Genomic DNA, 24,815 nt, shown 5'->3' on the forward strand with positions numbered 1-24,815 from the left:
TAACAAAGAAAAAGGGCGGAGGAACCGAAGTTCCCCCGCCCCTTTCACTCACGCTTTCGCGCGGCAGGTGTCGCTTAGAAGCGGACGACCGCCGAAACGAAGAAGTCGCGGCCGAGCGTGTCGTAGGTGCTCGGGTAGGTGTTGGCCTGCTCCTGGTTATCACCCAGCAGCAGCGAGTTCGGACGGTTGGTCACATAGAGACCATCCGCGTCGAAGGTCGGCGTGCCCGGCAGGGTGTCGAACAGGTTGTTCACACCGGCGCTGATCGTGACGGCCTCGTTCCAGTCATACGAGAGGGTAAGGTCGATCAGGTCGTAGGCGCCGATACGCTCGATGCCGTTCCAGTCCGAGTAGTCCACGGTGTCATCCTGATCGTCCACCGCGCTCAGGTGGCGCCAGCGGGTCGACATGGTGAACGGACCGTCCACCCAGCTGAACCGCGACGTCCACTTGAAGCCCGGAGTCGGCTGGCCGCACTGGCCCCCGAACTGGCTGGCGCATTCGGTGACCTGGTTAAGCTCGGCCACCGGAATGAAGTACGAGCTTTCGGTCCAGGTGCCCAGGAACGAAATGTTGAAGTCCGAGACCCCACCATTGCTGAACACCGAGAATGGCAGGTCCATTCCGTAGCTGATCTGGAGATCGATACCCGAAACACCCAGCTCGGCGAGGTTGGCGTTCGACACGAGCGGCGGAGCGTCCGTGGTGATCGCGCCATCGCTGTTGCGAATGCCGACGAAGGGCTGACAAGCCGCGCTGTTGACGTCCTGCACATCGCGATAGCACAGATCGAACAGACCCTGCAGACTGCCACCTGCCACCGAAATCGCATTTTCGATCACGATGTCGAAGTAGTCTGCAGTAATCGTCAGGCCGGGGACCATCGCCGGCTGGATCACGACACCAAAGGTCATCGAGTCAGAGACTTCTTCCTGCAGGTTCGGATTGCCGCCGAACAGCGCAGGGATCTGCGCGTTGAGCTGGACTGCCGAAGCATTGCCGAGGTTGCTCTGCGGAACACCGGTGGCGACGCAAACTGCGTCAGCGCCGGGGTTCTGGTTCAGGAATTCCTGGTTGCCGCAAGGATCGGTCGCACCGGGGAAACCGATGGCCTGGCCCTGGAACAGTTCACCGACGTTCGGAGCACGAACGGCGCGCTGGTACTGGCCACGGAACTTCAAGCCATCGAACGGCGCGAATTCAACACCGCCCGCATAGGCCCAAACACCGCCAACCGCTTCGAGCGAGTAATCGGAGTAACGGCCCGCCGCACTCAGATCGAGAGTCATGCCGCCATCGGTTTCGATGACCGGGATGTTCAACTCGCCGAAGATCTCCTTCACGCTGTAGGCACCTTCGGTCGCGTCACCGGCATTGAAGCCGATCACGTCACCCGAAGACAAGGCAGTGTCAGGAATGAACTGCGAAGCCATCCGGCGATATTCACCGCCCAGCGCGAAGCCGATCGGTGCGGCGTTGCCGATGGCAAAATCGCCAAAGGTGCCGGAGAGGTAGCCCGTCAGAACTTCAAGCGTCGAGACGTCACCATTTTGCGCCTGGATGCTGATCGCGTCGACCATTTCCGGGGTCAGGCCGCCTTCATCGAAGATGTTGATCGGCGTACCGGTGCCATCGAGGCCTGCCGCGAAAGCCGAGCGCGAGATGTTGCCCGCCTGAACGTTGGCATTCCGCGTACGAGCATACGAGTAGTAGGCATCGTAGTTGATGTAGTCGGTGATATCACCACGCAGACCGCCCAGAACGCGGAAGGCGTTACGCTCATCGAGCGTGTTGCGCGAACCGGTTTCGATCGTGCGGCGCTGGATGGAGGTGCTAACCACACCGGCTGCAGCGCCCGGAAGAGCCGACAGGCCGTTTGCAAGACGAGCCGCATTGGCTGCGGTTTCGTTGGCATCGAGCTGCTGGAGCTGGGTAAACACGGCATCGCTTACGAACGGCTGCACCGTGTCGAGATCGACGAGGAAGGTGCCGGTAACAGGAGTTGCCGCCAGTTCCTGCGCCACGCGGTTGTTGACGTAGGAAACTTCAGTGTAGACCTCATGGCCGGTGAAGATTTCGTACTCGGCATAGCCGCCCAGCAGGTAACGTTCCTGCGGGATCTGCAGGTAGTTGGCTGGAGCATAGTTGTAGGTGTCGCCTGCACGCGCACGCGCACCGCCGCTGCCGACGTCAAAGATCGCATCGTCAAGCACGAGGCCGTCAGCAAGTGGAGCGCACTGGCCGGGGATATCGCAATCGGCATCGGCAACAATTCCGACTTCGGTCGGCGCATTGAAGCGCGTTGCCGGCATGGTCGAAGAACCAAACGCTTGCAGGAAGTCATCGAAGGTTTCGGCACCGACCGCAACCCGCGAGAAGCCGCGATCGCCCTGGAAGATCGATTCACGATTGTAGTATTCGCCGAACACGGTTGCACGACCGCGACCGTCAGCGAACTCCGTGCCGATCGCACCGTGCAACTGGTAACGCTGCCCATCGCCGCGCTCAGTAATGGAATACTGACCACCGACTTCCGCACCATCGACATGGCGCAGGCGGAAGTTGACGACACCCGCAAGGGCGTCCGAACCGTACACAGCCGATGCGCCGCCGGTCACCACGTCAACACCGTCCAACAGGAACTGCGGAATGGTGTTCAGATCGACGACCTGGTTGGTATCGTAGAACATCCAGCGGCGGCCATTCACCAGCACCATCGTACGGGTCGAGCCGAGGCCACGAAGGTTCAGGGTCGAGGCACCGGTGCCGGGATTGTTCGACGCCGAGGTGAAGCCGGGGATGACCTGCGGCAGGGTGTTGATGACGCTTTCGACGTTCACCGCGCCCGACAGGGAGAATTCTTCGGAATCGACAACGGCCACCGGAGCAGCGGTATCGACGTCACGGCGCTGGATGCGCGTACCGGTGACGAGGATGGCGTTTTCTTCAGCGGCGGCCGGTTCCATGGTCGGATCGTCCTGGGCCATCGCGGGCATGGCGATCAGCGATCCGAAAATCACCGAGCTGGCGAGCAGCGTAGCCTTGGTCTTGCGAGTAATCATTCTTGTGCTCCTGGTATAGGGGAGAAACTGCGGGAAAGAGGTACCTGACCCATGCGGGATTGACCCATCATCAATGTCTGGCGACCAATTCCTCCTTCCTCAGATTGCCCCAAAGCACTTCGCCGGATTCCAGACAATCATTGTCTTGACCGGTTTCACAGGAGACGATTTCGTGTGACATTTATGAAACAACTGCGTCAACGGGGTTACACGCTTGTGACACAGGGCCGATTCCGGTTGCTCGCTGGCACGCTTTGGCCCTCCGTTCTCTGCTATTCCCAGAACGCTATTGAACGGCATTCAATGCTGCTGCGCGAGTTCGCCGCCTGCGCCTCGCTACCGACAAAGGCCGAATGCGGACAGCGCCAGGTGCGCGCATGATCGCTATCGTGGAACTTGAACAGCAGCACGTCGTCGCGCTCCATGCCGGCGAAATACCACCAGCGGTGTTCCGGGCTGTATGAGAGGATGCTGGCGGCGAGCATTTCCTCCTCGTCCTTGATCGGCGCGATCAGCGCATCCCCCTGCGGGAACTCGTCCACGATCACCAGCGTGTTCGATTTCTCCTCCCCGGCAAAGCTGCTGCGCCCGTCACATAACGCAAGGGGCACATCCTGCGGCGGCGGCGAGAAAGTGCGCCAGTGGCTGGTGATCAGGAAGCGGGTATAGCCCGGCCCGCCGGGGAACTGCTGGCGATAGGTCATGTCCGCCATCCGCTGTGCAGTGGGCGTGTCGAGATCGATGTGCACTTCGCCAGCGGTGGGCTGGATGCCGCCGGTGTGCTTGTAGCCGGCGGTTTTCTCGGCCTTATAGGCTGACAGGTCTTCGCTGGTGCGCAACATCCACCCGCGCGCCACGCATTTGTCTGCGCCCGTCAGGCGGATCACGTCACGCTCCACCTCGCGTTCGTAGAACCGGTCGACTTGCGCCTTGTCACGGAAATCGCGGACCTGCGTCTCGCTTTTCGCAATGGTGAAGCCGTGGGTATCGAGCGCGAAGTGATCGCGGATCGGCATCCCGTCGCGGATCGTCACCGCATGATCCGAATAGGTACCGGTGTTGATCTCTTCGCCCTTGCTGACATAGCGGCGGGTGACGAACTCGCCCGGATCGACATAGCGGAGCATCGCCTGCACCTTCCGCGCGCCTTCTTCGATCGGATCGTAATGCGCTGCGGCCTGTGCAATCTGGCTCGCCATTCTGTTCTCTCCCGGCATGGTATTTGTGCGCCTGATGGCACGACGGACTTTGTCAACGCAAGCCCGTGTGTATAGGTGGTGCAAAGCATCCGGGGAGAGAGACTGTGGGACCACTGCCGCCGACTATGGACGATCGCCCCCTGTGGGACGTGTGGCAGTCGCAATTCACCCTTCCGGCTGTAACCGTGGCGGACGAACTGGGGGTGTTCCGGCTGCTGGGTGATGAGCAGCACGATACCGCTGCTGCGGCGGCAGCACTGGGTGTGAATGTGCGGGCGCTGGGCCTGCTGCTGGGCGCGTTGTCCGCGCAGGGTCTGCTGGAAAAGCGCGACGGACGCTGGAGCGCAACGGCGGCGGCGCGGACCTGGCTGCATCCGGAGGCCGAAGGATACTGGGGCGGCTTCCTTTCCCGCTTCCGCGAGACCATTCCGCTGCACGCGCAACTGCTCGGCACTGTGCGCGGCGGCGAGCGGCCCGGCGGCCCCACCGGCGGCGCGGCGGAGTGGGAGCGCGGGACGATGAGCGCCGGAATGGCCGCGCGGATCGCCGATTTCATGCACGCCCACTCGATCGCGGCAGCCAAGGGACTGGCCGCGCAGCCGCTGTTCGCCGGAATGGGCAGCCTGCTCGATGTCGGTTGTGGTTCGGGGGTTTACGGGATCGAACTGGCGCGGGCGCATCTGGCCTTGCGGGTGACATTGCTCGACCTGAAAGAAATGGTGGTGGAAGCGGGCAAGCGGGTGGACTCGGCGGGGCTGGCGGACCGGGTGGAGACTTGCGGGCTCAACATGTTCGAGGCCGACTGGCCCACCGGCCACGACGCGCACCTGTTCGCCAATATCTTCCACGACTGGTCGGAAGAGACCAACGCCATGCTCGCGGCCAAAAGCTACGCCGCCCTCCCCTCCGGTGGGCGCATCCTGCTGAGCGAAATTCTCACCGACGACAATGGCGACGGCCCGTGGAGCGCCGCTTCGTTCAGCCTGATGATGCTGCTCGGCACCCTCGGTCGCCAGTATTCGCTGCCCGAATTCCGCGCAATCCTGGAAGGCGCAGGCTTCACCGATGTCCGCGCCTGCCGCACCGGGGGCGGCTACTACTCGATGGTTTCGGCGGTGAAACCCTGAGCCGCGCATTCCACCCTGCCGAAGCGTAAACGGCCTGTTTACCGAAAACCCCTATCCTCTCGCAAGACTTGCAGGACTAGGGATCAAGCAGATGTTCACCCAAAAGGCGATGCGCCTCGCCACCGACGACCGCGGAGCGACCGCGATGGAATACGGCCTCCTCGCCATGCTGATCGGCGTTGCGCTGGCGGGCATCATGTTCTCGCTCGGTGAGGGAGTCGAAACGCAGTACGATACCGTCAATACCGAGTACGCCGAGGCCGCCAATGGCCACACGCCGGAGTAACCGCATGATCCTTCGCCTCCACACCCTGCTTGCGGACGAGAGCGGTGCCACCGCCATCGAATACGGCCTCATCGCCACGCTGGTGAGCATTGCCGCGATCGTCGCGATGCAGGATCTGGGGGACGAAATCTCGACCACCTTCGAAACCGTGCAGACCAAGGTCGAAAGCGCGAACGAGGCGAACCAGTAAGCACTTTCCTACAGGGGCCGGGGCGGGCCATGCCGAAGCGATTCGTATCGCTCCCGTGCAAAGGCCTGCCCCCGCCATGACCGACCACCCCGCCCCGCCCCCAGATCCGCACCAGCCCCCGCACAAGTCCCAGTACAGGCCCCCAGACAAGCCCCCGCGCAAACCTGGGCTCGCCACCACGCTCCCCGCCTTCGCCCCCGTCCCCCGGCTGAAGCAGCGGCACGACGGCTGGACTCCCCGCCGCCAGCAGCAGTTCATCGAGGCGCTCGCCGATACCGGCAGCGTCAAGAGCGCAGCGCGCACAGTAGGGCTGACCCCGGAAGGCGCCTATCTGCTGCGCCGCCACCCGCAGGCGGTTGAATTCCGCGCCGCGTGGGAAGCCGCACTCGATCTGGGGGTGCAGCGGATCGAGGACGTGGCGATGGACCGCGCGCTCAACGGCGTCGAACAGCCGGTCTTCGCCTATGGCCAGGTTATCGGCACTCGCCGCGAATACAACGACCAGCTGCTGATGTTCATGCTCCGTAACCGCGCCCCCAAGCGCTTCGCCACCGGCGGCGGCGCGCGCGGACTGTCGGGTTCGGACCAGTTCAAGCTGAAGCGGCTGAAAAAGGAATGGCGCCGCGAATGGCAGGCCGAGCGCGACGCGGAGGAGGAAAGCGACGAAGCCGTCGTCACCTCGCTCACCGCGAAGCTCGACAAGGCGCGGATGGGCTGGCTCTACCAGCTCAGCCCGCGCACCCGCGCCGCCTATGACGAATACCAGCGAATGGAAGTCGAAGACACCGAACAGGGGTATCAGTTCTGGAAAGACCCCGAGCACCCGTTCAACACCGATCCGCGTGATGGTGATGGCGGCGAGGATGGTGGCAAGGATTGCAGCGAGGATGGCAGCAGCGGCGAAATCTACCCCGACTGGAACGATTACGTGGCGGCTGAAGCCGAGCGCACCGATTGCTCAGCGCCGCCCACCCCGGAAATGCGCCTGCTTCTCCCCGGCGCGAAAGCGCGGGCGGAGCCGGACGACGGCTGGGATCTGGTGCGGGACGAAAATGGCATTGCTCGCGCCGATGGCGGTGCTGTGGGAAAGGAAGACGAGCGATGAACCGCGAACAACCCTGGCAGCCGCGAGTGCACCGCGATTTCTTGAAAGCGGACGGCGTGCGGGCGGTGTGGCCCGGAGCCGAGGTGCGGGTCCGCTATTTCGGGGAGCCGGGGGTGGAGAAGAATGAAGTGCGGGGTTGACTCTGATTACAACAACGCAACTTCCTATCATTCTCGCCTGCTGTAATTGAGCGTCATGACATAATTCTTCAAAAGCATTCCAGACTGATTGGCCTTCGCCATCGCCTTGGTGCTACGCGCCATCTCGACGGCCACGTGGTGAAGGGCCAAATGTTGCAAGCTCACCGCGCCAAGATTCAACTGAGCCGAACGCTCGCGCGCAGACGCTGTTGAGGATGGTGAATTATGAACCGAGGGTGGCATTGGCTTTGATTGAGCGAATGGGTTAGAGATCAGCCGCCACGACTGAGTAAAATGCTGCATGACTAACGAACAAATCGCGAAGCTCGCACAGTCCTGCTTCCAAGGTAATCCGGTCATCGTCCTTGGTAGTGGGGCATCTATGCCTCATGGCCTTCCGAGCATGGGCGATCTAGCGGAATTCTTGAAAGGCAACATCAAACCGTCTGACGCAAAAGAAAGCTCTGGTTGGGATGCCGTGGTCGCTGAGCTGGATGACGGAAATCATCTTGAAGCAGCGCTTGAAGGCAAAAATTTACCGGCGTCTCTCTTACAAAAAATCATCTGCGAAACTTGGAACTGCGTAAATGAGAAAGATGCTGCTGTTTTTTTCGGCCTAGCCAAAGACCCTGCCGCTTTCCCCCTTGGCCGAATTTTGAGCTCACTATTCCAAAGCACCAATGTTGCAGTTCACGTCGTCACCACGAATTATGATCGCGTGATCGAGTATGCCTGCAATTCCGCTGGTCTACTCTTCAACGCTGGCTTCACTCCGGGCTACTTACAAACTTGGGAAGCTGGTGGAGGCGTCGGATTCATGATCGCTGGAAAGCCGACAAGAATGGTCAAAATATGGAAGGTACATGGATCGTTGGACTGGTTTCAAACTGCCGATGATGCCGTTGTGGGGTTACCGGTCTTCCAATTGCCTGACGAGACGCACATCCCACTGATCGTTACACCGGGCTTGAATAAGTACGAAAAGACTCACCAAGACCCATTCCGCTCGACGATTAATGGGGCTGACGCCGCATTAAGAGGTGCGTCTGCCTTTCTTACAATCGGATTTGGTTTTCGCGACCAACATATCCATCCCAAGATCATCCAGCGCTGCAAAGAAAAAAATGTACCAATTGTCGTGCTCGCTCGAACGCTCACTGAAGAGGCTAAGGCCTTCCTCGGTAAGAATGCAGGCCAAAACTACCTCGGCATTGAGTTCGACAATGGAACCGGCAGCCGTGCATACACCAAAGACCATCCCGATGGATTCGAAATTCCCGACCAGGAGTTATGGTCCGCAGAGGGATTCATGAGTCTAGTCGCTTAGGAACATTTATGTCTATTTTTAGCTTCAAAGACGCCGACGCCCTTGGCTCGGTGATATCGGTTGATACCGCTGCCGTAATTATTCGGGTTGACGATCTTGACCGTCTGAAGCGCCTTCAGGTCAATCGATTGGTCGTGTTGCAAAGCAGCAAGGCGGGGCAACACTTGATCGGGGTAGTGGTCAAAATCTCAAGAAAGCCAGATGACCGAGCCATTGCGGTCGGCTTGCCGGAGAATGGTGACGAAATTGCTGAGCCGAATGAGAACAACCTCGTTCGCATCACACTTATTGGAACGCTGCTCGACAAGGTTGGTGAAGCAAAGAATGTATTTCGCCGGACGCTGGAAACTGTGCCTGAGATTGAAGCTAACTGCTTCTCTTTGGAAGGAAACATCCTGACGAGCTTCATGCAGGTCATCTCCAACGTTGAGATCGATGGTCCCAAGCTTTCACTCGGCACCTTCACCCTAGATGATGATGCCGTCGCCTACCTCAATGGGAACAAGCTGTTTCAACGTCACGCAGTGATTGTCGGCAGCACGGGTTCGGGAAAATCATGGACGACAGCCCGCTTGCTCGATCAAATTGCTGCTCTTCCACAGGCCAATACGGTGCTCTTTGACATTCATGGTGAGTATCGACCGCTAAAAGGCGATGCATTTCAGCATTTCAGAATTGCGGGCCCAAGCGACATTGAAAAAGAAACAGGCATTGAAGATGGCGTCCTGCATCTTCCATATTGGCTACTGGGTTACGAGGCTTTGGTCGCCATGTTCGTTGATCGCAGCGACCAAAATGCGCCAAATCAGTCAATGGTTATGACGAGAGCGATTACTGAGGCAAAGAAGGCAGCACTTACCGACCCAAAGTATAAAGAGATTTTAGATAACTTTACAATCGACAGCCCAGTCCCATTTTCAATCGACGCGGTCTTGGCAAACCTCAATGAACTCAATACCCAGATGGTAGCGGGCGCTCGCGGGGAAAAGCAGGGCGATTATCACGGCAAGCTCAGCCGTTTGATTGCGCGATTGGAAGCAAAGCGCGCAGATCGACGGCTTGCATTCCTGTTTCAGCCACCAGCCCCCTGCATGGAAATGGACTGGCTTGAGAAGATAGTTCACAGGCTGGTCGCAGGCCGCGGGGCGCAAGATGACAACAAGGGTGGTATCAAGATCATCGATTTTTGCGAGGTGCCATCGGACGTTTTGCCCCTTATGGTGAGTCTTCTTGCCCAGATCATTTTTTCAACGGCTATCTGGACTAAATCCGCTCAGCGCCACCCTATCGCGATCCTCTGCGACGAAGCGCATCTATATATTCCAGAGCGAGCGCATGCCGATAGCGGCGAATCGGTTGCAGTCGAGATATTTGAGCGGATTGCCAAAGAAGGCCGGAAGTACGGCATCGGCTTGATTGTAATCAGCCAGCGGCCCTCGGAGGTAAACCGAACTGTGCTGAGCCAGTGCAACAATGTGATCGCGATGCGATTGACTAATGGTGATGACATGACCCCCTGATTTTCCTCCAGTCTCGATTAGAGTCCGGCCCTGACAGAAGGACGGACGAGATGAAGAGAACGAGGTTTACAGAAGAGCAGATTATCGGGGTGCTGAAGGAGGCGGAGGCGGGCGCGAAGACCGCTGATCTGGCCCGGCGGCTCGGTATATCGGAAGCGACGATCTACAACTGGAAGTCGAAGTATGGCGGACTGGAGGTTTCCGAGGCCCGGCGGCTGAGGGAGCTTGAGAGCGAGAACGCGAAGCTCAAGCGGCTGCTGGCCGACACGATGCTGGACAACGTGGCGTTGAAGGATCTCCTGGCAAAAAAGTTCTGACGCCCGCCGCCATGCGGGAAGCTGTAGCTCATCTCCGTGCCTGCCACGGGATGAGCGAACGGCGGGCGTGCCGTGTCATCGATGCTGATCGCAAGAGCGTGCGCTACCGTTCCACCCGGGACGATGATGCCGGTCTGCGTGAGAAGCTGCGCGAGCTGGCCAACCAGCGTCGCCGGTTCGGCTATCGCCGTCTGCACATCCTGCTGCGCCGGGAGGGCGTGATGATCAACCGCAAGAAGACCCAACGCATCTACCAGGAGGAAGGGCTGGCAGTCAGGCGGCGACGCAGCCGCAGGCGTGCTGTCGGCACGAGGGCACCGGCTCCGGTGCTGGCACTGCCGAACCAGCGCTGGAGCCTCGACTTCGTGCATGACCAGATGGCCTCGGGCCGAAGGTTCCGCGTGCTCAACGTAGTCGATGACGTGACCCGGGAGTGCCTGGCAGCGGTGCCGGACACGTCGATCTCCGGCCGCCGTGTCGTGCGCGAGTTGACCGAGCTGATCGCAAAGCGAGGCAAGCCGGGGATGATCGTCAGCGACAATGGCACCGAGCTTACCAGCAACGCCGTGCTCGCATGGTGCGGCGAGATCGGCGTCGAGTGGCATTACATCGCGCCGGGACGGCCAATGCAGAACGGCTATGTCGAGAGCTTCAATGGCCGCATGCGCGACGAGCTGCTGAACGAGACGCTGTTCATGAGCATGGTCCATGCCCGTGTCGAGATCGCCGCCTGGGTGGATGACTACAACCGGGAGAGACCGCACTCATCCCTTGGATACGCAACCCCGGCGGCGTTCGCCGCTGAACTGGATAAGCAATGGCCTGCTCCGCTACGCCCTACGGGCTCCGCTACGCAGCCCATTGCTTCAACCGCGCTCATGCGCAACAAAGCGGCTCGGCTCTAATCCCAGCTGGAGGAAAGCTGGGGGTCATGTCAGTGACGATCAAAATGTGATTAGGAGATTGCTGCCGGACAGCCTTGGTAACTTTGGCGACTTACTTCCCGTACTTGATGTGGGCGAGGCTTTGGTTGTGGGCGATGCTAGCTTGCTGCCAACGCGGGTCAGAATTGCGGAACCAGAAAACAAACCTGATAGCCAGACCGTCGCGTTTTGGGACGAATGGAGTAGCCACGAGGTGAAATCCGATACGAAGGATGCCATTATGTCGTGGCGACGTCAAAGTGGCGGGCTCAAAAGCTTCTGCTCAATATCTTGAAAATCGTTTGCGTTCCTACTCCTCCCCCATCCGCAACGCCGCGATAAACGCCTCCTGCGGGATGCTCACGTTCCCGTACTCGCGCATCCGCGCTTTCCCCTTCTTCTGCTTTTCCAGCAGCTTCTTCTTGCGCGAGATATCGCCGCCGTAGCATTTCGCGGTCACGTCCTTGCGCAGCGCTGCGATCGTTTCGCGGGCGATTACCTTGCCGCCGATGGCGGCCTGGATCGGGATCTTGAACAGGTGGCGGGGGATCAGGTCTTTCAGGCGTTCGCACATGCCGCGCCCGCGTTCCTCCGCCACGTTGCGGTGGACGATCAGGCTGAGCGCGTCCACCGGCTCGGCATTGACGAGGATGTTCATCTTCACCAGATCGCCTTCGCGCAGGCCGATCTGCTCGTAATCGAACGAGGCATAGCCGCGGCTGATGCTTTTCAGGCGGTCGTAGAAATCGAACACCACTTCGTTGAGCGGCAATTCGTAAGTCACCTGCGCGCGGCCGCCGACATAGGTGAGATCGGTCTGGATCCCGCGCCGGTCCTGGCACAGCTTCAGGATCGAGCCGAGGTATTCGTCCGGCGTGTAGATCACCGCCTTGATCCACGGTTCCTCGATGGTGTCGATGCGGTTCACGTCCGGCCAGTCCGCCGGGTTGTGAATGTCGATCACTGTGGCGTCCTCGTTCCTGGTGTGGCCGAGGTGGATGCGGTAGACCACGCTGGGCGCGGTGGTGATGAGATCGAGATCGTACTCGCGGCTCAGCCGTTCCTGGATGATTTCGAGATGCAGCAGGCCGAGGAACCCGGCGCGGAAGCCGAAGCCCAATGCGGCGCTGCTTTCCATCTCGTAGGTGAAGCTGGCATCGTTCAGCCGCAGCTTGCCGATGCTTTCGCGCAGCTTCTCAAAGTCCGCCGCGTCCACCGGGAACAACCCGCAGAACACCACCGGCTGCACTTCCTTGTACCCGGCCAGCGCCTCGGTCGCGCCGTTCTTGACCGTGGTGATGGTGTCACCCACGCGGGCCTGCTCCACCTCCTTGATCTGCGCGGTGATGAAGCCGATTTCGCCGGGGCCCAGTTCGGGCAGGTCGATCCGCTTGGGGGTGAAGGCGCCCACCCGGTCCACCAGGTGCTGGGTGCCGCCCTGCATGAACCTGACTTCGAGGCCCTTCTTGAGCACGCCGTCGATCACGCGGACGAGGATGACCACGCCGAGGTAGGGATCGTACCAGCTATCGACCAGCATGGCCTTCAATGGCTTGGTGGCGTCGCCCTGCGGCGGGGGAATGCGGGCGACGACGGCTTCGAGCACGTCCTCGATGCCGATGCCGGACTTGGCGCTGGTGAGCACGGCCTCGCTCGCGTCGAGCCCGATGATGTCCTCGATCTCGGCGCGGACCTTCTCCGGCTCGGCGGCGGGGAGATCGATCTTGTTGATGACGCAGACGATTTCGTGGTCGTGCTCGATCGACTGGTAGACGTTGGCGAGCGTTTGCGCCTCGACGCCCTGCGCAGCGTCCACCACGAGCAGCGCGCCTTCGCAGGCGGCTAGCGAGCGCGAGACTTCGTAGGCGAAATCGACGTGGCCGGGGGTGTCCATGAGGTTGAGCTCATAGGTCTTGCCGTCTTTTGCGGTGTAATTGAGGCGCACGGTCTGTGCCTTGATGGTGATCCCGCGCTCCTTCTCGATATCCATGTTATCAAGGACTTGCTCGGACATCTCCCGCGCCGTCAGCCCCCCCGTGGTCTGGATCAACCGATCCGCCAAGGTGGACTTGCCATGGTCAATATGTGCAATGATGCTGAAATTTCTGATCAGCGAAAGGTCGGTAGCCATGCGCGGCCTCTAGCGGGGTGCAGGCGCGCTGTCAGCAGGGAACGAAGGCCATCCACCGCTCCCCTGGGGAATCAACCGGCGCGGAGCGATCCGGCAGTGATATCGACCTGCATGAAGCGCGGGCGCGTGGCTTGTCCGCCGTGCTGGTTCGGCATCGCATAGTGCCCTGGCGGCAATGCCTGCAACGGCATCCCCGCCGCCGCCAGCATGTAGGGGGAAACGCGGTGCCTGGTGCACAGCCCGCCCGCCCCGTCGCTCACCAGCAGGTTCTCGAACGCAAGCCCTTGCGTCGCGTCCTGCGATCGCTTCACCGTGCAGACCACGAGTTGCCCCTCGCCCAGATCGAGCACCAGCTGGGTTCCGACTGGCACATCCACCAGCCCCTCGATCCGTGCGCCAGAGCGGGAAAGATCGCGCAGCATGACCGAATAGTGATGATCCTCATGGATCACCCCCACCCGGCGGAACAGCGTTTTGCGGTCGGCACGGTGCCGCGCAGGGCCGGCAGGTTCATAGCTGAGTTCCCCCGAACCCAGCTTTTCGAGCACAGACGCCTGCGGTACCGCACGCGAGAAGATAAATCCTTGCACGAGGTCCGCTTCCAGCGCCGAAATGCACTTCAGCTCGTCCAGCGCTTCCACGCCTTCAGCGGTGGTGACCATCTTCATCGCCCGCGCCAGGCTGACAATGGCGGTGATGATGGCGGCGTTGGAATTGTCCTCTTCGGTACAGCCGCGCACAAAGCTCTGATCGATCTTGATCTTGCTGAAAGGCGCGCGGCGCAAGTAGGACAGCGACGAGTATCCGGTGCCGAAATCGTCCAGCGCCAGCTTCACCCCCAGCTTGCACAATTTCTTGAACATCTGGTCCGTGGCGGTGACGTCGCCCATGAAAACGCTTTCGGTGATTTCCAGTTCGAGCTGCCGCGCCGGAAGTCCGGACGACGAAAGCGCATTGGCCACCACTGTGGGCAGGTTGTCGCTGGCGAATTGCTGCGCAGAGACATTCACAGACAAAGTGAGTTCGCCAGGCCATTTGGCGGCATCCTCGCAAGCCCGCCGCAGTGCCCATTCGCCAAGTGCATCGATAAGGTTGCTGTCTTCGGCGATGGGGATGAACACACCGGGGCTGACGGGGCCGTGATCGGGATGGTGCCAGCGCATCAGCGCTTCAAACCCCTTCACCATATGCGTGCGCGAACAGACGACCGGCTGGTAATGCATCTCCAGCTCGCCGCGCGCCAGGGCATCGCGCAGGTCTTCCTCGATCTCGCGGCGATCATCAGCTGATTCCTTCAGATCGTTGGAATAGAAGCGGAACTGCCCGCGCCCTCCGCCCTTGGCTGCATAGAGTGCCAAGTCGGTAGCCTTGATGAGTTCGCTCGGTTCGATCCCGTCGTAAGGCGCAATGGCGATGCCGATGGATGTGCCGATAATCGCCCGGCTACCCTCGATCGAGTACGGCTGGGAGATCATCTGGATAATGCGGTTGGCGAGATCGCCAAGGTCGCCGCGGTCGTCCTTGTCGGGGATGATGATCTGGAACTCGTCGCCACCCAGCCGGCCTATTTCGGCATCGTCGGGCACAATCCGCTGCAAGCGTTGCGCAACCTGTCGCAGCAGTTCGTCACCCGCCGGATGCCCGAGCGTGTCGTTCACCTGCTTGAAGCGATCGAGATCGAGCATCAGCAGGGCACAGGACCGCTTTTCCATCCGGTACGCTTTGAGCACCGTTGTCAGGCGGGTCAGCATCCGGTGGCGATTGGCGAGGCCGGTAAGCGAATCGAAGGCCGCAGCCCGTGAGGAATCGCGCAATTGCTGATAGGTGGCGGTAATGTTCTTGGCACTGCCGCGATAGCCAAGGAAGTTCTGGGCATCGTCGAAATGCGGCTTGCCAGTCAGCGCCCACCAAGTCTCGATCTTGGTCGAGCCCGAGGCTTCGGCCTGCGGGATCAGCCGCACCACCTGTTCGCTGAAAGTCGTCCGCGCGCTCAGCAGGAAAGACAGCGGCCTGCCCCGCGTCTCGCCATCGTTATTCTCGACAGTCTCGACCAGTTTCGCGAGGTGAGCGCCGATCAGTTCACGGTTCTTTTCGAAGCAGGCGGCAGCATTGGGTGAGAGGTAGATCAGCCTGCCAAGCTCGTCGGTGGCCCAGAACCAGCTAAGGCCAGAGCGTTCGAAGGAATCCAGGAAGGAGAGGCGCTGACTGTCCGAGAATTCGACAACCTGAGAGACAGCGTTCTCGGCATCGGGCACACGGAGCCCGCCGGCAAGCGGGCCGCCGAAATTCCGGAACATGCCACGAACCCCCAAGTTTTCGTTCCTTCAGAAAAGACCCCGGACAAATGCTCCCAGGATTACTGCGCTTCAATACGCAAGCATTAGTGATGCATACTTACCAAACGCCTAAATACGGCATCTCGTCTTGAATTATCCGGCCGAGGAACGGCCCTGCACGACAGAAGGCCCCACCCCGGCAATTTGCTATCCGGCTTTTTGCAGTTCTTCTGGCATGAACTGGCGCGGCGGGGGCGCTTGAATCGCCGTGATCTGGCCGGATGAGTCCCGTTGCAGCGGGTTGGCGAATTCAACTCCAGTACGATCTTCCGCACTCCAGCGAGCGACGCAGGCCAAAGTTTGGTTGTGCGATATCTGCAACTGGAAATGGGTACCTGCCGGGACATTCCACAGACCCTCAATCATCGCTCCGGTTACCGAGATGTTGCGGATCGTGCCGTTATAGAAATGACCGTTATGCTCGAGCACAACCTTGCGGAGCATTTTCTGTCGAGCCGCTCGCGAGGATTTCGGTCCCTTGGCCTCCGCCTCCAACCCCCTGGCGATGCGTTCGTGAACCTGCTCGGCGGTGAGTGCCCGGTCAAATATGAAGCCTTGGACATGGCTGCACCCGTGCTGACGTATCAGGTCCAGCTCATCATGCGTTTCCACGCCTTCTGCCGTGGTATCCATACCCAATGACTTGGCAAGGCTGGTGATCGAGGCGATGATCGCCGCGTTGCGGCTGCCCCTCTCGGTCATCCCGCGCACAAAGGTCTGGTCGATCTTGATCTTGTCGAAGGGCGCCTTTTTGAGATAGCCGAGCGAGGAATAGCCGGTACCGAAGTCGTCCAGCGCCAGCCGCACCCCCACACGCTTGAGTGCCGCGAACATTTCGTCGGTACCACGGTCATCGCCGAGAAACACACTTTCCGTGATTTCCAGCTCCAACCGCGCCGGGCGCACTCCCGCCTGGTCTATCGCGTCGGCAACGATCGTCGGCAGGTTGAGGTTGGAGAACTGCAACGGCGATACATTCACCGCCACGCGCACTTCATCGGGCCAGCGCGCCAAATCCTGGCAGGCCCGGCGCAGCGCCCATTCACCCAATTGCTGGATCAAACCGCAGTCCTCGGCTATTCCGATGAACCGTCCGGGTGATATCCACCCCTTTACGGGATGTTGCCACCTCATCAGGGCTTCGAAGCCCGCAATCCTGTCGGTGGCCAACGAAACAATCGGTTGGTAATGCAGCTGCATCTCACCCTTTGCTACCGCGTCCCGCAAATCTTCCTCAAGCTGCGAGCGCGCTTCCGCTTCGGCATGGAGGTCCTCTGCATAGAAGTGATAGCGACCGCGCCCCCCATCCTTTGCCGCATAGAGCGCAAGATCGGCGTTGCGGATCAGTTCCTCGGAATTGTCGCCGTGTTCGGGGGCAACGGCAATCCCGATCGATGCGCCGATGACAACGCGCTGGCCATCGATGGAATATGGCTGCGACAGGGAGTGAATAATCTCGCGCCCCAGGTCGGCTAACGTCTGGCGCGGCACCCGGGCCGGGATGATGACCTTGAATTCATCGCCGCCCAGCCGACCAACCTGCCCGGCTGTGTCGACCGCACGTTCAAGCCGCTGCGCCACCTGCTTCAGCAATGCATCCCCCGCCGGGTGACCCATGGTGTCATTGACCTGCTTGAAGCGATCCAGGTCAAGCAGCAGGATCGCACATTCGCGATTGACTTCGGCCTGGGCGGTGAGGATTTTCTCGAGCGCCTGCGACATCTGGAACCGATTGGCTAGCCCGGTCAACGCATCGTAGCGGGCCAGCCGCGTCGCTTGTTCCTGGCTCCGCTTTCGTTCGGTAAGGTCGGTGCCCGACCCGCGGAATCCGACGAAGTTGTCGAACTGGTCATAAATCGGCCGCCCCGAAACCGACCACCAGCGTTCCTCACCATCAATCGCCGCGCGAACTGGCAACTCACTGAAGGCCGAGCGAGCGGAAAGATGGAACATCAGCGTCCGCTCGCCTTCGTCACCGGTGTCCTCCAGATCGAAAAGACGCGTGAATGGCTGGCCAACAAGCCTGTCAGGATTGCGGTGCAACGCTTTGGCTACAGGCGCCGAAACGTAGGTGAGCAGTGACCGACGATCTGTTTCCCAGAACCAACCCTGACCAGTTTCCTCGTAATCGGCGAGAATGTCGCGGGCGCGGGTTTGCACCCGTTCCTGAGCATCCACCCTCTCCCGCTCCACCCGGTTCTCTTCCACCTGTTCGCGCACGACCAGCACAGCCACCAGCATGCCGACGGCCAGACCCAAAATGCCTGCGAGCGAGCCGTGTGTGACCACTGCCGATGACCAGATCGAGAATTGTGCGGCAAAAATCGCTGCAGGCTGGCGGCGGAGATATGCAGTGGCAATGCCACTCACACACAACATGCCGACCAAGGCGACATCCCAGGCAATGCCTTGATTGGTGGCCCATATGGTCAGCCCCATGCCGAACATGAACAGCGGCAGCATGACCACGCCCGCCAGCGCGATGATCTTGGCCAGCCGCTCCCGCTGCGCCACCAGATCGTGCACACGGCTGATCTGCATCGCGAAGATGACAGAGCAGACAAGAATTGCCCAGGTGCCCGGACGCGGAAGTTTCGCCGAAAACACCACGCACACTGTAATGGCTCCAACGATGCCGAGGATTACATAGGTCCACCTGCGGGGAAACCAGTGGTGGTGGGCCTGCATATAACGCGGGGCGTTGACGGCGCGATCGGCCCTGGGAGCGCGGCGCTGTCCGTCGCGGCGCTCTGTTGGCATTGGCGCAGGTTTCGCGTCCGTTCGGGCAGCTTCCCGATCGGGAATTTCTACTTCCATTTCAGGCACAACGACGCCTGCCTCGCTACGCACAGGCGCTGCGTATGGCTGACGACGCTGTATGGCCTGGCGGGTCGCACCTTGCATGGCAGGCTACTGCCAGTTTCCCTTTGAAAAACGGTTAATTCGCAGAGACATATTCCGGCTAAGCAATAGCCGGGCAAAGCCTTTGCCCAAGCATTGCCGATGAGACCCGATCGTTTAAGGTTGCCGCGGGCAGCGGATGTCTGGAGGATGCATGCGTCACATCGCCATAGTCGGCTCGGGGCCAGCCGGATATTACACCGCCGAAGCGGCGCAGAAGGCCTTTGGCGAAGATGTGCGGGTCGATGTGTTCGACATGCTACCCGTCCCCTACGGACTGATCCGCACCGGAGTCGCACCGGATCACCAATCGATCAAGGGCGTTGCCCGCCGCTACGAGGCGACTGCACTGACCGAAAACGTCCGCTTTGTGGGCAATGTCGCCATCGGGCGCGATGTGGAAGTAGCTGAACTACAGGCACTTTATGATGCCGTCGTTCTTGCGACCGGGGCACCGAAAGATCGCCCGCTGGACCTGCCGGGGCAGGATCTTGTCAATGTTTTCGGCAGCGCCGCATTTGTAGGCTGGTACAATGGCCATCCTGAATTTGCCGCGCTCGATCCGGACCTTTCGGGCCGGACTGCGGTGGTGATCGGGATGGGGAATGTCGCGCTGGACGTAGCGCGGATGCTATCCAAGAAGGGGCGCGAATTCGGTGGATCGGATATCGTCGGCCATGCGCTGTCGGCGCTGACGGCGAGCAATATCGAGCGGATCGTGATCCTGGGCAGGCGTGGGCCGCACCAGATCATGATGACGCCCAAGGAACTGGGCGAACTGGGGCAGCTCGATCAAGCCGCCCCATACGTTGCGCGCGATGACCTGCCCGACCCGTCGGCGGACGCGATACTCGAACCCGGACTGCGCAAGTCAGTGAACCTGTTGCGCGAATTTGCCGCAACTCCCGAGCATATCCGCGCCGAAAAGCGCATTGCGGTGGAATTCGCCTTCTTCCGCCAGCCGGTCGCGCTGCTGGGTGCGGGCAAGGTGAAGGGAATCGAGGTCGAACGCACCGTGCTGGAAAAGGGCCGCGCTGTCGGCACGGGAGAAAAGGAGACCTTGCCGACCGATCTCGTCATCGCCTGCATCGGTTATCGCACCGCGCCTATCCCCGGAGTGCCATTCGACACCCGCGCGGGCCGTTTCGCCAACGATGACGGACGGATCATGCCCGGCCTTTACTGCGTTGGCTGGGCCAAGCGCGGACCTTCGGGCACGATCGGCACCAACAAGCCAGATGGTGCCGGCGTAATCGCACACATCATGGCTGACATCGAAAACGGAGCGCTGGGCAACGGCGGCAAACGGGGCCGCACCGGGTTCGACGAACTAGCGCGGGCCAAGAGGCTGGATGTGGTCACTTTCCAAGACTGGAAGAAGATCGAACAGGCCGAGTCCTTGGCCGCGCGCGAGGGCGCCCCGCGCGAGAAATTCGTCGATGTCGAAGCGATGCTGAAGGCGCTGAAAAAGCCCTAGGCTACACCCGCATCGGCATGAGCACGTAAAGCGCTGCGCTCTTCTCGTTCTCGCGGATCAGCGTCGGCGCACCGGCATCGGCGAAGTGCAGTTCCACAGTGCCGCTGCCGAGTTGCTGGAGGATGTCCTTCAAATAGCTCGCGTTGAAGCCGATCTCGATCGGATCGGACGAATACTGCGAGGAGACTTCCTCCACCGCATTGCCGTTGTCCGGGCTGGTGACGGTGAGCGTCACCTTGTCGGCTTCCAGCCCCATTTTCACCGCGCGGGTCTTCTCGGTGGCGATCGTCGCCACGCGGTCCACCCCGGCGTAGAGCGACTTCGGGTCGACCTTGAGCAGCTTGTCGTTGCCGGTCGGGATCACCCGGCTGTAATCGGGGAAGGTGCCGTCGATAAGCTTGCTGGTCAGCACCACCCCGCCCTCTCCGCCCAGCCCGAAGCGGATCTTCGACGGGCTGAGATCGATCTGCACATTGCCCTCGGACGCTTCCTCGAGCAGCTTGCGCAGTTCGGCCACTGCCTTGCGCGGCACGATCACGTCCGGCATCCCCTCGGCCCCAGCAGGGCGCGGCAGGGTGAAGCGGGCTAGCCGGTGACCATCCGTCGCCGCAGCCTTCAGCACGCCGCCATCCTCGTCCGAAACGTGCAAAAAAATGCCGTTCAGGTAATACCGGGTTTCCTCGGTGCTGATGGCAAACCGGGTGCGATCGATCAGTTCGGCGAGCAGCTTGGCCGCGACTTCGAAACTGGTCGGCAGGTCGCCTTCGACGATCACCGGGAAATCATCACGCGGCAGGGTCGGCAGCTTGAACTTGCTGCGCCCCGCCTTGATTTCCATGCGGTTGTCGGCGGTTTCCAAGCTGACCTCGCTGCCATCGGGCAGCTTGCGGGCAATATCGAACAGCAGGTGCGCGGAAACGGTGATCGCGCCGGGCGTATCGACGCGGTTGGCGCGCAGGTTGTCCACCACCTGCAGGTCGAGATCGGTCGCCATGATCCGCACATGCCCGCCAGCCTCGGCTTCGATCAGCACGTTGGAGAGGATGGGAATGGTATTGCGCCGCTCCACCACGCTCTGGACGTGGGACAGGCTGCGAAGCAGCTCTGCGCGTTCGATGGTGACTTTCATGGCCAATCATTCCCCATTGCGCGCTGGTGTGACCGGGACGGCCCGGATTCGCCTGCCAGCGCCGGTATAGATGCTGCCCTACCCTTAGCGAAGGCGCAAAGAGGGGCAAGGATTCGGATCGAGCAGGCGGGATTCGCTGGGGAAAAGTTAGCTGATGAGGGGTGATCCGGCGAAAACTCTTGTTTGCGCAGACTTCGCGTCGGTGCTGCGGACATAATGCGCAATGGCCTGGGCAATTTTCCATCCCCCAACAACAGAGGGTTCGATCGGATTGGCGTAGTCGGCAGGCTCAGTGCAAACCAAGCGAAGATCAATGAGGTCGAGATTCGCGCGATGAACATTGCGCGAGATTGCATCGTTGAAAATCGACATGGCGGTCGTAATCAACGGCCCCATGTTGGCATCGTATATCGTGCAGATCGCCACTGGCCTTTCCAGCAAAGCGGCGGCTTCCACCATTTGTCGATGAGCAGGCTCTAGCTCCGCTCTGGCCTCAGCAAGCAGAGCCAACCCAGAACCAACCGTCGAGACGGGCTTCTCAAGCATGGTTGCATGATGAAGAATGTCGTTTCCGCCGCATGAGACGATCACATGGGTCGCGTCCTTTGGGCAGCGTCCCAATTGCTCGACTGCGTGCTCGCAGATGCTCCCGTCCACTGCAGCAAGCGTAACCCGATCATCAGGCTGCAAAATTTCGCGCAACTGCGCGGCTACGTCCGGGCCGCCATCCACGTAGGCAGTATTATCGAAGAGGGAATCTCCGATCAGGACGACATGGCGACTCATCGATCAACTCAGCATCGCCATGCCGCCGTTCACGTGCAGCGTCTGCCCCGTGACATAACCCGCCTCGCGCGAGGCGAGATAGGCCACTGCCGCGCCGACATCCTCGCCCTCGCCCATCTTCGCCATCGGGATGCGCGCGTTGATCGCGCCCTTCTGCTTTTCGTCCAGCGCCTCGGTCATCGCCGAACGGATGAAACCGGGAGCGACGCAGTTGACGGTGATGTTGCGGCTGGCGACTTCCTGCGCGAGGCTCTTGGACATTCCGACCAGCCCGGCCTTGGCCGCGCAGTAATTCATCTGCCCCGGATTGCCCGTGGCGCCAACCACGCTGGTGATCGAGATAATCCGCCCGAACCGCGCCTTCATCATCGGCCGCACGCTGGCGCGCATCAGCCGGAAGGCGGCTTCGAGATTGATGCGGATCACCTCGTCCCACTCCTCGTCCTTCATCCGCATGGCGAGATTGTCGCGAGTGATCCCGGCGTTGTTGATCAGGATGTCGATGCCACCGAGCGTATCGACGGCGGCGGGGACCAGTTCCTCAACCTGGGTGCGATCCGAAAGGTTGCAGGTGATCTCGACGTGGCCGTCATGATCGTGGTGCGCGAATTCGGCGTTCAGCTCCTCGCGGAAGGACCTGAGCTTGCTGCCGTTCGACCCTGACAAAGCCAGCCGCGCGCCCTGCGCCGCGAGCGCGCGGGCAATCGCCGACCCAATCCCGCCGCTGGCGCCGGTGACGAGGGCATTCATTCCGGTGAGTGAGAACATGGCGCACGATTCCTGCTGCTTAGGTTATACCCGCCTGTTGCGCGCCCTAGCTCTCGGGTCAACCGTCTAGCTATTCTCGCCTCGACGCCCTCGGCGTGAAGTTCGTCCGTCGCACTTCGCGGATGGCCCCATCCTCGATCCGGCCCTCCACCAACTCGTAACCCAGCAGCGCAAAGATCCGTTCGCGCAGGAAGATCGGGCGGGCGTTGCCGTACCAGTCGACGCAGGAGGCGATGCAGTTGTCGCTCACCCCGGACTTGGCGCGGCTGACCAGGTCGCCTGCGGGATTGAATTCCCGGTTGTCGCGGCGGAGGAAGAAGATCGCCGAGGCGTTGCCGAGGAATTCCCCCCCCGTCCCCGTCCGTGTGCGGCTGACCGGCAAGCCGAGCGTGCCCGAAACCCCCCCTGGCGACCCCGGATCGGCGCGGTAGAAGAAGGCCTGGCTGCGCACTTCGCCCTCGCTGGCGGCGGGCAGCATATAGACATCCTCCACGCGGGCCTGCCGTACGAGCGAAACTGCCGAGAAGCCCAATGCATTCCCGCTGCCCGGTCCGATGGCAATGGCATCGGAACCCATCACGTCGATCCGCGTCACCCCGTGCTCCAACTCCACCCGCTGCGCCGCGCGGCCATCGACCGGGGCGGCATAGAAGAACCGCGCGTCACTGGCATTGCCGTAATTGCTTGCCGCATAGAGCAGGTAATCGCCGACAAAGCGGTTCTGGAACTGGTAGCCAGCCACCGGCGGCAATTCGCGCAGTGCCGCCATCGGCATCCGCTCGGAGCCATCGGTGAAGGCCCCCAGCGGCACGGTGAGCAGGCCGAGATCGCCGCCGGAGAATTCGCTTCCCCACATGGCATCGCCCTGCCCTTCGCCGCGCAGGACAACCCGCAGGACATTATCGGCAGCGTCCTCGGTGAAAGAGAACTGGTCGATCGGCCCTCCGGAGACCGGCACCGAACCGGGCCGCGATCCGTCGAGCGGCAGGCGATAGAGCTGGCCGTCGGCCTCTCCTCCTGCGTAGCTGATCGCCGAAGTCCACAGATAGACCGCGCGCGGGGAGACGTAGAATACCCGGCTCCAGCTTCCGAGCACGGCAGTGGCATCGCACTGGAGTTCTTCGGCGGAGAGATCGCAGCGCGTCACCGCGTGCGCCATCGGGAGGTAGAACTTCCCGCGCCGTGCGGGCTGGGTGACGAATACGTCCTCCGGCTCAACCAGATCGACCACTTCGCCCCCCGGCCCACCGCGCCTCAGCGCGGGCATGGTGGCGCGCCAGTTGTTCCATTGCAGCGAGACGGGGGCGTAGAAGATCAGCTCGTCGCCGATCATCCGGCTGGCGTAATTGCTGGACGAATAGTAATCGCCCGAACGCAGGTAATGCGTGTCGCGATAGGTCAGGCTGCCGTCACGCCCCAGTCGGAAGCGGTTGATCTCGGTGCCGAAATCGCCGTAGCTGTACCCGACCACGATCACCTGATCGCCGCGCACCAGCATTTCGTCGTACCAGGTGTTGGATGCATTCTGCGCACCCGGCGGGAAGGCATTGATCGCTGCCACCGGTTCCAGCGCATTGCCGCCGTGGCGCACGGTGAAAATCCGCCCGCGCCGCAGGATGACGAGATAGTCCCCCGCATCCTTGACGATCGCGCCTTCGTCCACGCCCGCTTCCTGGGTGTTGGTGATCTGTTCGCCGGAGACAGGTTCGGGAGAACGGGCGCTCTCCATCGCCATACTCGGCATGGCCGCTGGCGGAGGAGGAGGCGGAGGAGGCGCGGGAACTGCCATCGGAGTGCCGGTGACCATGATTTCCGACTCGTCCGATGCATAGGCATGGTCATACTGTCGCCCCGCCAGTTCCTGCATCTGGGCGGCAAAGGCTTCAAGCGCCTCCTCGCTTTCGAAGGCGTAGAGCCCTTCCTCAGGCTCCCCGGCATTCTGCGCACCGACCGACTGCACGCCGACAAAGGCCAGGCAGGCTCCGGCAAGGCTGGCCGGGACAAGAATCGACATCCGGAGCGGCAGTTTCATCGCATTCCCCCATTTTGATGTAATACTGTTACATCACCCTCTGCACCTGAACGCAATAT

Annotated in this window: 18 protein-coding genes; 9 read left to right on the plus strand and 9 right to left on the minus strand. The window is 61.1% G+C overall.

The features are described from left to right. Window positions 1–74: 74 nt before the first annotated feature. Entirely contained in the window at window positions 75–3,062 is a 2,988-nt protein-coding gene (locus JY451_15260) for a TonB-dependent receptor (GenBank protein ID QZH74978.1), read from the minus strand. 272 nt (window positions 3,063–3,334) lie between these two features. Next, on the minus strand, window positions 3,335–4,261 hold the full coding sequence (locus JY451_15265) for a hypothetical protein (GenBank protein ID QZH74979.1): 927 nt from the start codon (window positions 4,259–4,261) through the stop codon (window positions 3,335–3,337). 125 nt (window positions 4,262–4,386) lie between these two features. Between JY451_15265 and JY451_15270 the strand changes: the two genes are divergently transcribed. From JY451_15270 to JY451_15305, 8 genes are all read left to right on the plus strand, one after another. After that, the gene (locus JY451_15270; GenBank protein ID QZH74980.1) at window positions 4,387–5,388 is read left to right on the plus strand and encodes a methyltransferase domain-containing protein; all 1,002 of its coding nucleotides are present in this window, start codon (window positions 4,387–4,389) and stop codon (window positions 5,386–5,388) included. Between the two features lie 91 nt (window positions 5,389–5,479). Further along, a complete protein-coding gene (locus JY451_15275) occupies window positions 5,480–5,674 on the plus strand; it encodes a Flp family type IVb pilin (GenBank protein ID QZH74981.1) in 195 nt (64 codons plus the stop codon). A gap of 4 nt (window positions 5,675–5,678) precedes the next feature. Continuing rightward, complete coding sequence (locus JY451_15280; GenBank protein ID QZH74982.1) at window positions 5,679–5,864, plus strand: Flp family type IVb pilin; 186 nt, start codon at window positions 5,679–5,681, stop codon at window positions 5,862–5,864. 76 nt (window positions 5,865–5,940) lie between these two features. Next, window positions 5,941–6,969: a hypothetical protein gene (locus JY451_15285; protein ID QZH74983.1), complete on the plus strand. Its 1,029-nt coding sequence runs from the start codon at window positions 5,941–5,943 to the stop codon at window positions 6,967–6,969. Continuing rightward, a complete protein-coding gene (locus tag JY451_15290) occupies window positions 6,966–7,109 on the plus strand; it encodes a hypothetical protein (protein ID QZH74984.1) in 144 nt (47 codons plus the stop codon). The genes JY451_15285 and JY451_15290 overlap by 4 nt, the downstream gene beginning before the upstream one ends. 301 nt (window positions 7,110–7,410) lie before the next feature. After that, window positions 7,411–8,436, plus strand: a complete 1,026-nt coding sequence (locus JY451_15295; protein ID QZH74985.1) for an SIR2 family protein — start codon at window positions 7,411–7,413, stop codon at window positions 8,434–8,436. An 8-nt stretch (window positions 8,437–8,444) separates the two neighbouring features. Further along, window positions 8,445–9,956, plus strand: a complete 1,512-nt coding sequence (locus tag JY451_15300; GenBank protein QZH74986.1) for an ATP-binding protein — start codon at window positions 8,445–8,447, stop codon at window positions 9,954–9,956. 50 nt (window positions 9,957–10,006) lie between these two features. Next, window positions 10,007–11,178, plus strand: a protein-coding gene (locus tag JY451_15305) for an IS3 family transposase (GenBank protein ID QZH74987.1) whose coding sequence is annotated in 2 segments (ribosomal slippage) — window positions 10,007–10,259 and window positions 10,259–11,178 — 1,173 coding nt in all. Because the reading frame shifts where the segments join, the coding sequence is not laid out codon by codon here. A 328-nt stretch (window positions 11,179–11,506) separates the two neighbouring features. Here JY451_15305 and lepA read toward each other — a convergent pair. The 3 genes from lepA to JY451_15320 form a co-directional block, all read right to left on the minus strand. After that, window positions 11,507–13,327, minus strand: a complete 1,821-nt coding sequence (gene lepA / locus JY451_15310; GenBank protein ID QZH74988.1) for an elongation factor 4 — start codon at window positions 13,325–13,327, stop codon at window positions 11,507–11,509. 71 nt (window positions 13,328–13,398) lie between these two features. Next, a complete protein-coding gene (locus JY451_15315; GenBank protein ID QZH74989.1) occupies window positions 13,399–15,624 on the minus strand; it encodes an EAL domain-containing protein in 2,226 nt (741 codons plus the stop codon). Between the two features lie 186 nt (window positions 15,625–15,810). After that, entirely contained in the window at window positions 15,811–18,423 is a 2,613-nt protein-coding gene (locus tag JY451_15320) for an EAL domain-containing protein (GenBank protein QZH76758.1), read from the minus strand. 295 nt (window positions 18,424–18,718) lie between these two features. On the opposite strand from JY451_15320, the gene JY451_15325 reads away from it, so the two are divergent. After that, on the plus strand, window positions 18,719–20,041 hold the full coding sequence (locus tag JY451_15325; protein ID QZH74990.1) for an FAD-dependent oxidoreductase: 1,323 nt from the start codon (window positions 18,719–18,721) through the stop codon (window positions 20,039–20,041). Between the two features lies 1 nt (window position 20,042). Here the strand turns inward: JY451_15325 and JY451_15330 are convergent, their stop codons facing one another. From JY451_15330 to JY451_15345, 4 genes are all read right to left on the minus strand, one after another. Further along, window positions 20,043–21,170 (minus strand): DNA polymerase III subunit beta, encoded by a 1,128-nt coding sequence (locus JY451_15330; GenBank protein ID QZH74991.1) that lies wholly within the window; start codon window positions 21,168–21,170, stop codon window positions 20,043–20,045. Between the two features lie 147 nt (window positions 21,171–21,317). Further along, window positions 21,318–21,956 carry an SGNH/GDSL hydrolase family protein gene (locus tag JY451_15335; protein ID QZH74992.1) on the minus strand — a complete coding sequence of 213 codons (639 nt, stop codon included), beginning with the start codon at window positions 21,954–21,956 and terminating at the stop codon, window positions 21,318–21,320. 3 nt (window positions 21,957–21,959) lie between these two features. Continuing rightward, window positions 21,960–22,724 (minus strand): 3-oxoacyl-[acyl-carrier-protein] reductase, encoded by a 765-nt coding sequence (gene fabG, locus JY451_15340; GenBank protein QZH74993.1) that lies wholly within the window; start codon window positions 22,722–22,724, stop codon window positions 21,960–21,962. 70 nt (window positions 22,725–22,794) lie between these two features. After that, window positions 22,795–24,756: a beta-propeller domain-containing protein gene (locus tag JY451_15345; protein QZH74994.1), complete on the minus strand. Its 1,962-nt coding sequence runs from the start codon at window positions 24,754–24,756 to the stop codon at window positions 22,795–22,797. Window positions 24,757–24,815 lie beyond the last annotated feature (59 nt).

Origin of the sequence: Erythrobacter sp. (assembly GCA_019739335.1) — a bacterium.
Lineage (GTDB): Bacteria > Pseudomonadota > Alphaproteobacteria > Sphingomonadales > Sphingomonadaceae > Alteraurantiacibacter.